General features: G+C 58.6%; 11 protein-coding genes. 6 read left to right on the top strand and 5 right to left on the bottom strand.

The genetic code is table 11. The annotated features are described in order from the left end of the window. Positions 1 to 97: 97 nt before the first annotated feature. Positions 98 to 1483: a sensor histidine kinase gene (locus tag ACM6JQ_RS08330; protein ID WP_007911421.1), complete on the bottom strand. Its 1386-nt coding sequence runs from the start codon at positions 1481 to 1483 to the stop codon at positions 98 to 100. Continuing rightward, positions 1476 to 2147 carry a response regulator gene (locus ACM6JQ_RS08335; protein ID WP_007911422.1) on the bottom strand — a complete coding sequence of 224 codons (672 nt, stop codon included), beginning with the start codon at positions 2145 to 2147 and terminating at the stop codon, positions 1476 to 1478. The genes ACM6JQ_RS08330 and ACM6JQ_RS08335 overlap by 8 nt, the downstream gene beginning before the upstream one ends. A 236-nt stretch (positions 2148 to 2383) precedes the next feature. Between ACM6JQ_RS08335 and ACM6JQ_RS08340 the strand changes: the two genes are divergently transcribed. The 5 genes from ACM6JQ_RS08340 to ACM6JQ_RS08360 are packed head-to-tail and all read left to right on the top strand — an operon-like array spanning position 2384 to position 7765. Beyond that, on the top strand, positions 2384 to 3676 hold the full coding sequence (locus tag ACM6JQ_RS08340) for an OprD family porin (RefSeq protein WP_007911430.1): 1293 nt from the start codon (positions 2384 to 2386) through the stop codon (positions 3674 to 3676). Between the two features lie 53 nt (positions 3677 to 3729). After that, positions 3730 to 4707 carry a Bug family tripartite tricarboxylate transporter substrate binding protein gene (locus tag ACM6JQ_RS08345; protein WP_007911432.1) on the top strand — a complete coding sequence of 326 codons (978 nt, stop codon included), beginning with the start codon at positions 3730 to 3732 and terminating at the stop codon, positions 4705 to 4707. Between the two features lie 56 nt (positions 4708 to 4763). Further along, entirely contained in the window at positions 4764 to 5222 is a 459-nt protein-coding gene (locus tag ACM6JQ_RS08350) for a tripartite tricarboxylate transporter TctB family protein (protein WP_007911434.1), read from the top strand. A 1-nt stretch (position 5223) separates the two neighbouring features. Further along, positions 5224 to 6738 carry a tripartite tricarboxylate transporter permease gene (locus tag ACM6JQ_RS08355; RefSeq protein ID WP_007911435.1) on the top strand — a complete coding sequence of 505 codons (1515 nt, stop codon included), beginning with the start codon at positions 5224 to 5226 and terminating at the stop codon, positions 6736 to 6738. Then, positions 6731 to 7765, top strand: a complete 1035-nt coding sequence (locus tag ACM6JQ_RS08360) for an AbrB family transcriptional regulator (RefSeq protein WP_095113791.1) — start codon at positions 6731 to 6733, stop codon at positions 7763 to 7765. Before ACM6JQ_RS08355 ends, ACM6JQ_RS08360 begins: the two co-directional genes overlap by 8 nt. An 85-nt stretch (positions 7766 to 7850) precedes the next feature. On the opposite strand, the gene ung is transcribed toward ACM6JQ_RS08360, so the two are convergent. After that, complete coding sequence (gene ung / locus ACM6JQ_RS08365) at positions 7851 to 8543, bottom strand: uracil-DNA glycosylase (protein WP_007911441.1); 693 nt, start codon at positions 8541 to 8543, stop codon at positions 7851 to 7853. Between the two features lie 132 nt (positions 8544 to 8675). Between ung and ACM6JQ_RS08370 the strand changes: the two genes are divergently transcribed. Next, positions 8676 to 9788, top strand: a complete 1113-nt coding sequence (locus ACM6JQ_RS08370) for an enoyl-CoA hydratase/isomerase family protein (RefSeq protein WP_095113792.1) — start codon at positions 8676 to 8678, stop codon at positions 9786 to 9788. A gap of 68 nt (positions 9789 to 9856) precedes the next feature. Here ACM6JQ_RS08370 and ACM6JQ_RS08375 read toward each other — a convergent pair whose 3' ends face one another. After that, positions 9857 to 15400: a calcium-binding protein gene (locus ACM6JQ_RS08375; RefSeq protein WP_414893545.1), complete on the bottom strand. Its 5544-nt coding sequence runs from the start codon at positions 15398 to 15400 to the stop codon at positions 9857 to 9859. Positions 15401 to 15402: 2 nt separating this feature from the next. Further along, positions 15403 to 16257 (bottom strand): hypothetical protein, encoded by an 855-nt coding sequence (locus ACM6JQ_RS08380; protein ID WP_414893546.1) that lies wholly within the window; start codon positions 16255 to 16257, stop codon positions 15403 to 15405. Position 16258: the final 1 nt, after the last annotated feature.

Raw genomic sequence — 16258 nt, forward strand, 5'->3', positions numbered from 1 at the left:
GAGGCGCGCCCTTCGTGAGCAGGCTCGCTCCCACAGGAAAATGCATTCCAGAGTGGGAGCGAGCCTGCTCGCGAAGGGGCCAGCAAAACCACCACAATCACCCGGCTATAAAACTGACCCGCACCTTCAACCCCGCCTGCTCGCCATCATGCAAGCTGATCTGGGCCAGATGCGCTCGACAGATCTCACCGACGATTGCCAGCCCCAGCCCTGAGCCCGCCACCTGCTGATTACGTCGGTAGAACCGCTCGAACACGCGATCGCGATCCTCCAGCGGAATACCCGGCCCGTCATCTTCAACCTCAAGTACCGCCGGCGCGGTCACCCGTAGAATCACGTTGCCGCCCGGTGGGGTGTGCGCCAAGGCGTTGTCCACCAGATTGCTCAGCAACTCGTTCAGCAACGTCGGCTCACCGCGCAGCCAGACCGGTTCGTCCGCCTCCAGCGCCAGCGCCACCCCGCGTTTGTGCGCCAGCGGTGCCATGGCCATGCCAAGTTCCCGGGCCAACTGACTCAGATCGAGCAACTGCGCGCCGCCCTCGGCAATCGCTCGGGCGCCGTTTTCAACGCGTGCCAGCGACAGCAACTGATTGGCCAGATGAGTCAGGCGATCAGTGCTTTGTGCCGAAGACTCCAGCGTCGAACGCCAGACTTCCGCATCGTTGGAGCGCAGGCCCAACTCAAGCCGCGCCTTCAGCGCTGCCAAAGGCGTACGCAACTCATGGGCCGCATCGGCGATGAACTGCGCCTGCCGTTCAAACTGCCCACGCAGGCGCTCGGTGAAATGGTTAAGTCCACGCACCAGCGGCCATAGTTCATGCTGCACTTCGACCAATGGCAACGGACGCAAGTCGTCGGGCTGACGCTCTTCCACCGCCGTGCGCAGGCGCTCCAATGGGCGCAGTGCCGCACTGACCGCGAACCAGACCAACAACAACGCACCGATCGCCAACATACCCAGGCGCAGCAAGGTATCGGCGGCCAGACTGCGCGCCATGCTCACCCGTGCCTCATCGGTTTCGGCGACGCGGATTTCCGCCATGCCGTTCATGTTCGGTTCGGTCACTGCTTTAAGCAGGCTGACCACGCGCACGTTTTGCCCTTTGTAGGTGGCGTTATAGAAGCGCGCCAACGCGGGGTAACTGTCGGTGCGTGGTGTCCCCGGTGGCGGCCCGGGCAGGTTTTCATAGCCGGAAATCAGCTTCTGATGGATGTCATTGACCTGATAGTAAATCCGCCCGGCGCTGTCATAAGCGAAAGTGTCGAGTGCCACGTAAGGCACATCGGCGCTCAATGTGCCGTCACGTTGCGACAGGCCTGCGGCGATGGTTCGCGCCGAGGCCAGCAGCGTGCGGTCGTAGGCGGTGTCGGCGGCTTCGCGACCATTCCAGTAGGCACTCAAGCCGCTGGCGAGCATCAGCACCACCAGCAGCAATGCAAGGTTCCACAGCAAGCGCCAGCGCAGGCTGCTGGGCTTATGCATCGCGGCTTTCCAGTAGATACCCCAGACCACGGAACGTCACGATCGCCACCGGTTGGCCGTCAAGTTTCTTGCGCAAGCGGTGCACGTAGATTTCGATGGCATCGGGGCTGGCCTCTTCGTCGAGACCGAACACCTGGGAGGCCAGTTGCTCCTTGCTCATCACCCGCCCCGGCCGGGCAATCAGCGCTTCCAGCACCGCTTGCTCGCGGGACGTCAACGTCAGCAATTCTTCGCCAAGGGTGAAACGTCGGGTGTCGAGGTCGTAGGCCAGCACGCCACAGCGCTGCTGGCGTTCGCCACCGAGCACACTGCGACGCAGCAAGGCTTTGACCCGCGCTTCCAGTTCGGTCAGTTCGAACGGTTTGGCGAGGTAATCGTCGGCGCCCAGATTGAGGCCGTGGACGCGATCCTTCACATCGCTACGCGCCGTCAGCATCAACACCGGCAGATTTTTTCCACGTGCGCGCAACCGCGCGAGGACCTCGAAACCGTCCATGCGTGGCAGGCCGACATCGAGGATCGCCACGGCATATTCCTCACTGCCCAGCGCCAGATCGGCGGCCACGCCATCGTGCAACACATCCACGGTCAGACCGGTGCTCTTGAGCGCCTGCGCAACGCTTTCGGCCAATTGCAGATGGTCTTCGACGAGCAGAACACGCATGGATTTTTACCTCATTGAGTGATGGCCAACGCCACGCTTTGCCGCGGAGTTTACAGCCGCAACCGCCGCTGTGAAGCCCGAAAACCTTGAAAGTCTGCTGAAAGGTTAGCGAAAGGTTAGCTGGTTAGAGTCGGCCCACGGACAGTTCCGACTGCCGTCGCTGATGCCACACAGCGCAACGAAAAACGCCTCGAAGCGTTTTCGACCAATAAGAACAATAAACGGAGTACACCCGCATGCCGTCCATGCAGCCTCAGGCGTCCACGCCTGTTCGCCCTTCCCGTTTCAGCCACACCGCCCTCGTCAGTGCCGCCGCTCTTGCCGGTTTTTCGCCGTTGAGTTTTGCCGACTTCATTGAAGACAGCAGCGCCACCTTCGAAACCCGCAACATGTATTTCAACCGCGACTTTCGCGATGGCACCAGTGCCCAGCAGTCCAAGCGTGACGAATGGGCTCAAGGCTTCATGCTCAATCTGCAATCGGGATACACCGATGGCACCGTCGGGTTCGGTGTCGATGCGTTAGGCATGCTTGGGGTAAAACTTGATTCGAGTCCGGACCGCACCGGCACCGGCCTGCTGCCGACCCACGATGATGGGCGCGCGGCTGACGAATACTCGAAAGTCGGCCTGACCGGCAAAGTGAAAATCTCTGCCACGGAACTTAAAATCGGCAGCCTGATTCCTGAACTGCCGATCCTCAAACCGAACGATGGGCGCATTCTGCCGCAGACCTTTGAAGGCGGTTTACTGACCTCCAAAGAGATCAAGAACCTGACCTTCACCGGTGGCCGTCTGGAGAAAGCCAAGGATCGCGACAGCACCGATTTCGAGGACATCGCCCTCAATAACAAGAACAGCCGTTTTGCCGGCACCGCCGCCGGCAAGCACTTCGATTTTGGCGGCGTGGATTACAAGTTCACCGACAAGATCACCGGCAGTTACCACTTCGCTCAACTCGACGAAGTCTATAACCAGCACTTCTTCGGTCTGGTCGCCTCGCGGCCGATGGGCCCGGGCACGTTTGCCACTGACCTGCGTTTCGCCGTCAGTGATGATCAGGGCGCAGCCCGTGGCGGCGAGATCGACAACCGCTCGCTCAACGGCCTGGTCAGCTATGCGCTGAGCGGGCACAAGTTCAGCGCCGGTTATCAGCACATGTCCGGCGACAGCGCCTTCCCGTATGTCGATGGCAGCGACCCGTATCTGGTCAACTTCGTGCAGATCAACGATTTCGCCGGCGCAGAAGAACGCTCCTGGCAGGCTCGCTACGACTTTGACTTCGCCAAGCTCGGCATTCCAGGCCTGAGCTTCATGAGCCGCTACTTGAGCGGTGACAACATCAAGCTCAAGAACGGCGAAGAAGGCAAAGAGTGGGAACGCAACACCGAGATCAAATATGTAGTACAAAGCGGCGCCTTGAAGGATGTCGCCGTGCGTTTGCGTAATGCCACTTACCGCTCCAACTACTCGGCTCGCGATGCAGACGAAGTGCGTTTGCTGGTGAGCTACAGCGTTGCGTTGTGGTAATGGCCGGCTGAAGAAAAACACGTCGAATAACAACAATGCCCGTGGAGAATCGAATGAACCTGTCACTGCGTAAAGTTGCACTGGCCGCCAGTTGCATCCTGTTTGCCGGCCAACTGATGGCTGAACCGAAACGTCCGGAATGTATCGCCCCGGCCTCCCCCGGCGGTGGTTTCGACCTGACCTGCAAACTGGTGCAGAGCGCACTGGTCAACGAAAAACTGCTGACCAAACCGATGCGCGTCACCTACATGCCCGGCGGTGTCGGCGCGGTGGCGTACAACGCCGTGGTCGCTCAGCGCCCTGCCGATGCCGGCACGCTGGTGGCGTGGTCGAGCGGTTCGTTGCTGAACCTGGCCCAAGGCAAGTTCGGGCGTTTCGATGAAACCAACGTGCGCTGGCTGGCAGCGGTTGGCACCAGCTACGGCGCCATCGCGGTGAAAAGCGATTCGCCCTACAAGACCCTCGACGATCTCGTTCAGGCTCTGAAGAAAGATCCAAGCTCGGTAGTGATCGGTTCCGGCGGCACCGTCGGCAGCCAGGACTGGATGCAAACCGCCCTGATCGCCAAGGCTGCCGGGATCAACCCGCGTGACCTGCGTTACGTCGCCCTCGAAGGTGGCGGCGAAATCGCTACCGCCCTGCTCGGCGGACACATCCAGGTCGGCAGTACCGACATCTCCGACTCCATGCCGCACATCCAGAGCGGTGACATGCGTCTGCTCGCAGTGTTCGCCGACAAGCGTCTCGACGAGCCGGAAATGAAAGACATCCCGACCGCGCGCGAGCAAGGCTACGACATCGTCTGGCCGGTGGTGCGCGGCTTCTACCTGGGGCCAAAAGTCAGCGACGAAGATTACGCCTGGTGGAAAGACTCGTTCGACAAACTGCTGGCCTCGCCGGAATTCGCCAAGCTGCGCGATCAGCGTGAACTGTTCCCGTTCGCCATGACTGGCCCGGAACTGGACACCTACGTGAAGAAGCAGGTCGCGGACTACAAAGTGCTGGCCAAAGAGTTCGGCCTGATCCAGTGATCGTCCCTGTCTAGCGGCTGCGTTCCCGCTGACGGGGACGCAGCACAGGAGCTCCCATGCTTATTCAACGCATTTTCGCCTCCGTGTTGTTGCTGGTTTGCGCCGGCCTGGCACTGATGGCGTGGCCGTACCAAGCGGCTTTTTCCTACGAACCGGTGGGCCCGCGCGCCTTCCCTCTGCTGATGCTCGGCCTGATGGGCGCGGCGCTGCTGTACATGGTGTTTCGTCCGGCGCCGATCAAACACAGTGAAGACGAGCCGCCACTGGATCGCGAAACCCTGACCAAGATCGCCATTTGCGTCGCACTGCTGCTGGTGTTCGCCGGCCTCTTCGAACCGCTGGGTTTCATCCTCAGCAGCATCCTCATCGGCATTCCGATGGCGCGCCTGTATGGCGGTCGCTGGATGCCGAGCATCGTGGTGACGACGCTGATGGCCATCGGTCTGTACCTGCTGTTCGACCGTGTGATGGACGTTCCGCTGCCCCTTGGCCTGCTCGACGTGCTGGAGAACTGATATGGATACCCTCGGTTATTTGGGTCAAGGCTTCGGCGTCGCGCTGAGCCCGTACAACCTGGTCACGGCCCTGACTGGCACACTGATCGGCACTGTCGTCGGCCTGCTGCCGGGCCTCGGTCCGATCAACGGCGTGGCACTGCTGATTCCGATTGCCTTCGCCCTCGGCCTACCGCCGGAGTCGGCGTTGATCCTGCTCGCGGCGGTATATCTGGGCTGCGAATACGGCGGGCGGATCAGCTCGATTCTGCTGAACATTCCGGGCGAAGCGTCGACCGTGATGACCACCCTCGACGGCTACCCGATGGCCCGCAAAGGTCTGGCCGGTGTAGCGCTGTCGCTGTCGGCGTGGAGTTCGTTTATCGGCGCGTTTATCGCCACCTGCGGCATGGTGTTGTTCGCGCCGCTGCTGGCGAAATGGGCGATTGCCTTTGGGCCGGCGGAATACTTCGTGCTGATGGTGTTTGCGATTGTCTGTCTCGGCGGCATGGCCGGTGATCGACCGTTGAAAACCTTTATCGCGGCGTTGATCGGCCTGTTCCTGTCGAGCGTCGGCATCGACGCCAACAGCGGCGTTTACCGCTTTACCGGTGACAACATTCACCTGACTGACGGCATTCAATTCGTCGTGCTGGTGTTGGGCCTGTTCTCGGTCAGTGAAATTCTGTTGCTGCTGGAGAAAACCCATCGCGGCCAGGAAGCAGTGAAAGCTACCGGCCGGATGATGTTCAACTTCAAGGAAGCGTCTTCGGTGTTCGTGGTGAACATCCGTTGCGGCCTGCTCGGTTTCATCATGGGCGTATTGCCGGGTGCCGGCGCGACGCTGGCCAGTGCCGTGGCCTACATGACCGAAAAACGCATCGCCGGCGCCAGCGGCAAATTCGGTCAGGGTGATGCCCGTGGCCTCGCCGCGCCGGAAACCGCCATTGGCGCGTCGGCCTGCGGTGCGCTGGTGCCAATGCTGACGCTGGGCGTGCCAGGTTCGGGCACCACGGCGGTGATGATCGGCGCGCTGTCGCTGTACAACATCACCCCGGGCCCGCTGCTGTTCCAGCAACAACCGGACATCGTCTGGGGCCTGATCGCCTCGTTGTTCATCGCCAACATCATGCTGGTGATCCTCAACATCCCGATGATCCGCATCTTCACCCGCATCCTCGCGGTGCCGAACTGGGCACTGGTGCCGGTGATCGCGATCATTACCGGGATCGGCGTCTACGCGGTGCACGCCACCACGTTCGACCTGTTCCTGATGGTCGGCATCGGTATCTTCGGCTACATCCTGCGCAAACTCGACTTCCCGTTGTCGCCAGTGCTGCTGGGCTTCATCCTCGGTGGTCTGATGGAGCAGAACCTGCGTCGTGCACTGTCGATTTCCAACGGTGCGCTGGAGATCCTCTGGTCGAGCCCGATCACCTTCGGTGTCTGGGTGCTGACCGCGATCATGCTGCTGATGCCGCTGCTGCGCATCTGGCGCAAACGTTCGGTCGCGCGTCGCGCCATCGCCGATGTTTGATCGCGCCTCACTGAAATCCTGGTGGGGAACCCCGCTGGTCGGTCTGCTCGGCGGTTATCTCGCCAGTCAGATCGGCTGGCCACTGCCGTGGATGGTCGGCTCGTTGCTGGCGATCATCCTCGTGCGCTGCCTGACCCCGTGGCAACTCACGGAAATCCCTGGCGGCCGCAAGTGCGGCCAGTGGATTGTCGGCATTGGCATCGGCCTGCACTTCACCCCGGTGGTGATGGAACAGGTGCTCAGTCATTTCGGATTGATCTTCTTCGGCGCGCTGGTCACCAGCCTGTCGGCGGTGGTCGGTGTGTGGTTGATGCGCCGTACTGGCGAGGATCGCGCCACGGCGTTTTTTTCCAGCATGCCGGGGGGGTCCGGGGAGATGGTCAACCTCGGCGCGCGCAACGGCGCGATGCTCAGTCATGTTGCGGCGGGGCAGAGTTTGCGCGTGCTGGTGGTGGTGTTGTGCGTGCCGGCGGCGTTCAAGTATTTGCTTGGCGATGGCACACCGATTTCTCATGCCGGCAGCGTCGATTGGCGCTGGCTGGCGATTTTGTTTCCGGCAGGTGGTTTGCTTGCGTGGCTCTGGCAGCGTTTGCGTCAACCCAATCCGTGGTTGTTCGGGCCGTTGCTGGTGAGTGCGGCGGTGAGCATTGGCTGGGATCTGCACATTGGCTTGCCCAATGGCGGCAGTCAGATTGGCCAGTGGTTGATTGGCAGCGGTTTGGGTTGCCACTTCAATCGGCAGTTTTTCCGTCGCGCGCCATCCTTTATGGGGCGGACGTTGATTGGCACGGCGTTGACCATGTTGATCGCCTCACTGGCGGCGTTGGGCTTGAGCGCGCTCACTCATCTGGATCTGCGTTCACTGACGCTGGGCATGATGCCTGGCGGCATCGCCGAAATGAGCCTGACGGCGGAGACGCTGCAACTGTCTGTGCCGCTGGTGACAGCGATGCAGGTGATGCGGTTACTGTTTGTGCTGTTTCTGGCGGAGCCATTGTTCAAATACTGGAATCGTAATCCGGAGTAAGACCGAGTTGCCCCCATCGCGAGCAGGCTCACTCCTACAGGGGAGCGCATTTCAACTGTAGGAGTGAGCCTGCTCGCGATGCTTTTTAGATCGGCGGCAAACGCCACTCGATCGGCGTCTCGCCATTCTGCTCAAGAAACTTGTTGGTGCGGCTAAAGTGCCCACAACCCAAAAACCCGCGATAAGCCGACAACGGCGACGGATGCACCGACGTCAGCACCAGATGCTTGGTCGCGTCGATCAGCTTCTGCTTGCTCTGCGCATGGGCGCCCCAGAGCATGAACACCAGATGCGGCTGGCGCTCGCTGACCAGTTCAATGATCCGATCAGTAAAAAACTGCCAGCCCTTGTCCTTGTGCGCATTGGCGTTGGCGCGCTCTACGGTCATGGTCGTGTTGATCATCAGCACGCCCTGATCGGCCCAGCTCTGCAGGTAGCCGTGATTGGGAATGTCGATGTTGAGGTCGCGCTTCAACTCTTTATAGATGTTGACCAGCGACGGCGGTGCCGGCACGCCCGGTTGCACCGAGAAGCACAAACCGTGGGCCTGCCCCGGGCCGTGATACGGGTCCTGGCCGAGGATTACCACCTTCACTTTATCCAGTGGCGTCGAGTTCAAGGCATTGAAAATCATCGGCCCCGGCGGATAGATTTCCTTGCCGGCCGCCCGCTCCTGCTGCAGAAACTGGCGCAACTCTGCCATGTAAGGCTGGTCGAATTCAGCACGCAGTGCCTCCTTCCAGCTCGGTTCGAGTTTGATACGGTCGTCAGCAGTCATGGTCATACCCGGCAAAAACAATGGGGCGAACCCTAGGAAAGCCGACCACGCTTGTCAATTGATCTGACGCAGATCCGGCACTTTCCCACACAACGATCATACTGATCGTTCAAATTCCCGATCGAGGTCACGATGAATCTGCACTTCGAAGAACTCACCGGCACCGACGGCGCCCGCATCGGTATCGCCAGCCTGGATGCTGAACAATCGCTGAACGCGCTATCGCTGTCGATGATCAACGCCCTCAGCGACAAACTGAACGCCTGGGCCAAGGATCCGCAAATCGTCTGCGTGCTGCTGCGCGGCAACGGCGCCAAGGCCTTCTGCGCCGGCGGCGAGGTGCGCAGCCTGGTCGAGGCCTGTCGTGCTCACCCCGGCGAGGTACCCCCGCTGGCCGCGCAGTTTTTCAGCGCAGAATATCGTCTGGATTACAGCCTGCACACCTATCCGAAACCGCTGATCTGCTGGGGCCATGGTTACGTGCTCGGCGGCGGCATGGGCTTGCTGCAAGGCGCGAGTACGCGGATCGTCACGCCGAGCAGTCGTTTGGCCATGCCGGAAATCACCATTGGTCTGTATCCGGACGTCGGCGCCAGTTGGTTTCTCGCCCGGCTGCCGGGCAAGCTCGGCTTGTTTCTGGGCCTGACCGGTGCGCACATGAACGGCCGTGATGCGATCGATCTGGATCTGGCCGATCGCTTCCTGCTCGACGAACAACAGCCGCAACTGATCGAAGGCCTGTTGCAACTGAATTGGCAGGAACAGACCGACATGCAACTCAACAGCCTGCTCAAGGCCCTGCAGCAGGAAGCCGTGGCGCAGTTGCCCGAGGCGCAGTGGCTGCCACGGCGGCAGCAGATCGACGAACTGCTCGACGTCAGCGATGTGGCCTGCGCCTGGAAAGCCATCAGCCTGCAGCGCGACAGCAGCGATCCGTTGCTTGCCCGGGCAGCGAAAACCATGAGCGAAGGCTCGCCGCTGACCGCGCATCTGGTCTGGGAACAGATCATCCGCGCCCGGCACATGTCGTTGGCCGAAGTCTTTCAGATGGAGTACACCCTGAGCCTCAATTGCTGCCGGCATCCGGAGTTCAGCGAAGGGGTTCGCGCGCGGTTGATCGACAAGGATCAAAAGCCGCACTGGCACTGGCCGGATATCAACAATGTGCCGGATGCGGTGGTTGACGCGCACTTTCACAAGGTTTGGGAGGGGCGGCATCCGTTGGCGGATTTGACGCAGTATTGAACTGACGCGATGCTCGCGATGACGACTGGATTCCCATCGCGAGCTGGCTCAATCAGTCGCCATACGACTCAGACATTCAGCTCGTAAAACTGAATGATCTCCGTCATCGCCCGCTGCGCTTCTTCGTCGCCCTTTATCAAAATGTCTTCGACATCCCTCAATGGCGGAAGCGGGTGCAGACGTTCAGCAATCTGCATCGCGCTGTAGTCTTGAGTCGCTGTTCCTTCGCTGGCTCTTATGAAGCCGATTGCGCTTTCGCCTGCGGCAAAATGATTGGAAACCCGGATTTTCGGTGCCATGCCGTAATCCACCACGATCACCAGATCATCGCGCTCACGGTGAAACTTCAAGCTGTCGATCGTCAGCCTGCGTTCGGAAAAGTCGATCCCGTCAAGGCCGTCTCCGCGATTGATGATCACGTCCCTGCCGAGGCCATCGTATCGGTAGATATCATTTCCGGCGCCGCCGGTCAGCGTGTCATTGCCCGGCCCACCCAACAGCAGATCATCACCGGGGCTGCCCGTGAGCACGTCATCCCCTTCCATGCCTCGGATTTCCCCCGCGCCGCTTATCGTGTCGTTGCCTCGACCACCGACTAACGGCAGCGCCCGTCCGTCTCGCAGAGACGTAAAACGCGTTGAATTGTTAACGGCTACACCCGTATGAAAAGTCTCGGGCGCAGGGCCCAGCTGACTTGACTCCAAGAGTTGCTTCAAACTCACGACCGACCCATCGGCGAAATTCAAGAGCTCAATCCCGGCCCCCTCAAGTTCACCGTTGAGGGGCAGGACGATGCGAACTTTCTGTATCCCACCCCAATTGATATCGAGTGTCGGATGGAGCATTTTCGCTCTTGGCGGATTGCGGTGTGCCCCGCGACCAGGGTTGGGTTCCAGCTCGACATGTGTGGTTTCTATCAGCGCAGCACCCCAGCTCAATTGCAGTGCATTGCGCTGCGCATCTGCTGGAAGGACGACCGTGTCCTGATCGATCAATCCGTACTTGTCTTTCCACCCCGCTGCGCCAACTTCTGCTCGGTGGAAAACAGGGTTCGGCACATCCGCAATCGTGGTAGTTGCTCCGGCGTGCGCTTGCACGATGTAGGTGTCGGCACCGTCTTCACCGTAAAGCCAATCATCCCCTGCCCCGCTGACCAGATAGTCGGCGCCCTCGGAGCCCAGCAAGGTATCGTCACCTGCACCTGCGGATAAAAACGCGCCCGGTGTTCTGTCGCCGACAGTGCCGTAGTCAAGTGGGGAGCCTGCATAAGCGACAATCAGATCGTCTCCCGCGCCGCCGTGGAAAACGTTTTCCACTTCGACGTTGACTCGCCCGCCGGCATCGTCGCCAGAGACGATTTTGCGTTTGATCGTTTCAGTTGTGACGTCCCAGCGAAACGCCTTGGGCACCGTTTCCCCCGAACCGAAGCTTGCTGCCGGATAGATGTACCAGCCCTCAAGCGCGCCGGATTCCTTACGGTCTTCAACCAATACATCTCCGGTATTGAATGAAAAGCCGTTGGCCGAGCCGGATCGATAATAGCGAGGCGCCTGACTCGAAGAGGCTATCGCCCCATCGGCTTTCACCTGCTTATGTTCGACACGGGTTGTGGTTTTCGACTGCCTTTCACTGACCACGGCATGCCCTGCATCAACCTTTATCCATGGCGGCGCGTCAGACAGTGTTCCCGTTTCGACGCCGTCATCGCTCAGCTCGGTGTGAGTGATGTAACCGGTGTCGCTAGTCGTGATATGACTGCGAACCCAGACGCCTTGATCACTCAAGGTGAAACCTGTGGCGTGTTTGCGGGCGTAGCGCTTGGATTTGATTTGCGCGAGGAATTTTTCAGTCCAGTCAACGGGGTGATCAGATGCCACAGGGCGTTGCGCCGCGATGGTTACATCGTCTGGCTGAACCGGATCTTCAACTTTGCTTTGCTGGATTCCTGAGGCGGTTACAACTTCCGGTACAGGTGACTCGGGCACCTTTATCGGCGGCAATGTTTTGCGCAGGACATCCTCATAATCAAGTACAACGCCATCGCTGAAACTGAATGTGGAATCCTTCCACTGCTCGTGACTCTTGATGAGTATCGCGTCGCCCGCGCCGTTGGCCAGCCGCAATACCGTGCCGACGGCAACTTCAATAATGTCGGCTTTCAGACTTTGTGCGGAAAAGCCTGCGCCGAACCTGATGATGTTGCAGCCGCCGGCATCGGTAACAATATCCAGACCATCGCCAGCGCCGAAGTAGTAAACATCAGCGCCGTCACGGCCTTCCAGCACGTCGTTACCGGCACCGCCATCAAAAACGTTATTGCCGGAATCGCCGCGAAGGTGGTCTACGCCCTCCCCGCCCAATAACGTGTCGTTGCCACCACCGCCCAGCAAGGTATCGTTGCCTGATCCACCGTCCAGATAATCTGCGCCGTGTTCGGCCTCGGCTGTCTGCTCGTAGTCGCCGGATAAAATGTCATCATCAGCGCCGCCATAAAGCGTGTCGGCGCCCAAGCCGCCCAAAAGGGTATCGTTTCCTTCATCGCCTTGAAGGTAATCATTGTTGATTCCACCTGACTGCAGGTTGGACACATCGCCATCCAGCGCGTCAGCTCCTGCCCCACCGATCAGGGTATCGGAGCCACCCATTCCCTGAAGTGTGTCATCGCCCGCTCCACCATCAAGTAAATCATTGCCGTGATAACGAACCGGATGCTCAGCATAATCCCCGGCCAGCGCGTCGTTACCTTCACCTCCGAGCAGCAGATCATCCGCCCCACCGCCCCAGAGCTTGTCGTCTCCTGCACCACCGTCCAGCAGGTCATTTCCAAAAAAGTGGGCGGCGTCCCCGGCAACGCCGTTCAGTACATCGTCATCCCCCTTGAGAGTGTCATTGCCTGAGCCACCATAAATCGCATCGGCTCCACCGTTACCAGTGAGCCAATCATCGCCACTGCCACCGTCCAATACATCGTTGCCATGGTGTTTGCTTTGCAGGCCACCGCCCCAGTCGAGGTTATCGCCCATCATTGTGTCGTTACCGCTTCCTCCGGCCAGCGTGTCATTTCCACCATCCCCCGAAAGAAGATCATCTTCAGTTCCGCCATCAAGCAGGTCCTCGCCCCATCCACCATTGAGAACATCACGACCGCCCTGGCCGTAGAGAACATCGTTATCACCCTGCGTCGAACTGTTGAAGGAGGCCTTTGAAAAGACAGTTCGGTGACTGGTGACACCACCATCTATAAGAACGTCGACGCGTTTGAATCCCCATTTCTGCTCCAGCGCGCCGGTCGTTTCATCGCCTGATAAAATGTCATCCCCCGCACCTCCAATCAGCGTATCCCGATCGTTACCGCCCAGAAGCACGTCTTGGGATGCCGTACCGATGAGCAAATCGTGACCTGCTCCTCCATCAAGCCAATCACCTCGAGCTGTTTTCCCTTTAACGTCGCCAGCGGCCATGGCTTTTTCGAGCGTCGTCTGTTTATCCCCAAACAATTGATCGTTTCCATCCTTGCCGAACAATCGATCAGAACCGCCAAGTCCGAGAATGACGTCGTCCTTGGCAGAGCCGTAAAGCACATCGGCCTTGTTTCTCTGTTTTACGTTGGCCAATAGCAAGGCGTTGCCCAGCTCATCGTATGAGAACTGATCACCGGGAACATTGGGGTCGATATCCTTCGCTTTCCAGTCGCCCTGGAGAACCAGATCGGGAGCAGAGACCGTATGGCCTTGGTATTCAGGAAGTCGGATGCCAAGCAGCCCGGAGCGGAAGTTCTTGATAACGACGAGATCGTTCAGGCCATATTTGATGTTGAGCGTGGGTTCAGTGAGTTCTTCGATGAGGGTCAGGGTGATGGCCTGATCCTCGGTCGACCAGATATTGCCCAAAGGGGCGCGACGTTTGAGTGAAGGAATCGGCGAGCCGTTGATCCATAGCTGCCCATTTGGGGTGGCGTCGAAGATTTCATCGATGCCATCACCGCTGGAAAACTCATAGCGGTCGCTGCCCTCGCCACCGATCAAAGAGTCGTTACCCTTTCCTCCGACCAGAACATCATCACCGGCCATTCCGTGCAGCGCATCATTGCCGTCGCCTCCGGCAAGCAAATCGTTGCCGCGTCCCCCCTCAATGACATCGTGACCTGCCAGCCCGTTGATCGTGTCATTGCCCGCGCCACCATAAAGATGATCAGTGTTCGCACCGCCCGCGAAAGACCGCGCGCCGTCATCACCGAACATGACCAGCGAGTTCAACACACCCGTGGTCATCGGCACCTGTTTGGCTGAGGCGAGATCGGAGTAGGAAAACTTCTGCAGCGAGTGTTCTCCAAACGAGCGCTGAGTTCGGGCAATCAAACGGGCCAACATCTGCGCACGATCGGTAAGCCATTGCGCGGTAATGAAACCTTCGCCAGTCAGCGGATCGTAGAGCTCCAGTCCGCGTCCGGGGTAATCGTCAGCTCGCTCAAGGACGATTTCACTGAGTTGCTTCAGGGAATTGCGCAGCGCCAGGCCGATGGGTGTCGACTCGCCAGCCAGTTTTGCCCATGAATTCGCGTTTCCGTATTCACCTATTGATCGGGTGACGATGCTTTGGGACTGCTCTGGTGGAAATGCCGAGAAGAATGCGTAAGCGTTGGTGGCGAAGCTTTCATCGGTGGTAGGTGGCGCTGCTGAATCGCCGTCGTAGGTGCGCTTGAACATGTCCAGAAATTCGTTCTGGCCGTAACGCAACATCAGGTCGACCACGGCGGAAACCGGCGTGCCTTTCACGACATGCTGAATCAGGGGATTGAGGCTGCCACTGGCGAGCGCGATATTGATTTGCTCCGGCACGACAGAAAGCAGACTTTGCAATGGATTGATGCCGAAATTGCTGATCGCCGCTCGCAGGCCGACACTGTATGAATCGATGGCGAACAGAATATTTTTATAGTCATCGAGCCTGTTGGCTTGTGCCTGAATTGGTGGGCCGCCATCTTCCCGCTCCGCATCACCAGCGGAGATTAATCTCCAGGTTTCATAGGGTGGCATTCCACCCAGCAGGCTGAACCCGACTGTCCCGGACCAACCGGCGTTATGGCTCACGGCTGTATCTTTCTCTCCGCAAGCCTCACTAAACAGTGCCTTGCCGATCGCACTGGCATCAATCTCTGCAATCTGGCTAATGGACGGCACCGTCCAGGGTGCCAGTCGGCCGGCGAGAGATCCGTCGATCAAGGTATTGATGAAATTGGCGGCGACCTGATTCGATGACAGTTGCATCAGCTCTTCACTGAAAATTTTATTCAATCTCAGTTCACCTTGCCGCGACGTATAACCGCGAATCAGGGCGGAGTAGGCACCGTTTCCACCGTTGGCATCAATGGCCACGGCAAGCCAGAGCCTGGCACTTTTCAGAATTTCTCCCGCTTCATTATCGACAACGGTAACCTCAGAAACTCTTCCGCCAATAATATCGAATAGCTTTTGATACAGGGGAGCGCAGTTAGCCCCCGCTATTCCCAGTGCCTCGTACTCAATTTTTTTTGAGAGAAGCCTCATACCTTTGCAAATACTGGCTGCGTTAAAGATCGCTGTTTTTTCCATATCGCTAAAAACATAACTCATCGTTACTTCCTTGTAATAACTGAGCGTGAAAGATAATCACTGAGAAACTTGAGCATCTCAGGTGCTTCGCGTAGTGACGATAGACCGAGGTCTACGCTGCCGTGCCCCCCAGCAAAGTCAAAGCTATCCAGATTGACAGTGCAGAAAAAGTTCAACTTGCCAAAATCCAGATTTTCCAATTCTGCTCTGCTGAGCCTTGCCAATTTCTCGTCAGTCAGTTGTTCCTCGGAAGCCGGGCGAATCAAACCGTCACAGTCTATCAACCGAGGGGTGCCATCACGCCGCGGCCAGCCAGTAATGACAAACGTTCTGACGGAATCCACATTCTTGAAATGCGGCGGCGGAGCATCCAGCCAAATCTCTAACCCCGGATAATTTTTCAACTTCACAATCAACTCATCCGGCCAGTTGATGTGGCGATAGCCCCGTTCATGAGGCTCGGTGGTTTCTTTTTTTGTATAAAGCCCGGCGTTCAGTTTATAAAGACGCCAACTTTCAGGAATCGACTTCAGGCTCTGATCCTGGTACCGGCGCAAGCCCGTCCCGGTCCACCAGAAATGCCCCTTGAGCGTATTGGCCAGACACGCTTTCTTATTCGCCAATTCAGGCATGCCCACATAAAACTCCGGGACCAGAGCCTTATCCACATAGCTGCCGCCCAGTATGGGCACCTGTTTCAGGCTCGCCAGCTTCTTTTGACAGGCCTCCTGATCCGCGTAATAGATTGCCATTGCCTCAGCGACTTCTTCTTTTCGGATATAAAAATCAACCACGCAGTAACAGACATAAATAAACAAGCCGTATTTCAACAAGTTCTTAAACCATTTAACCCATTGCTTACGCGACATCCCGAGCATT

Source organism: Pseudomonas sp. IT-232MI5 (assembly GCF_949767845.1).
Taxonomy (GTDB): domain Bacteria; phylum Pseudomonadota; class Gammaproteobacteria; order Pseudomonadales; family Pseudomonadaceae; genus Aquipseudomonas.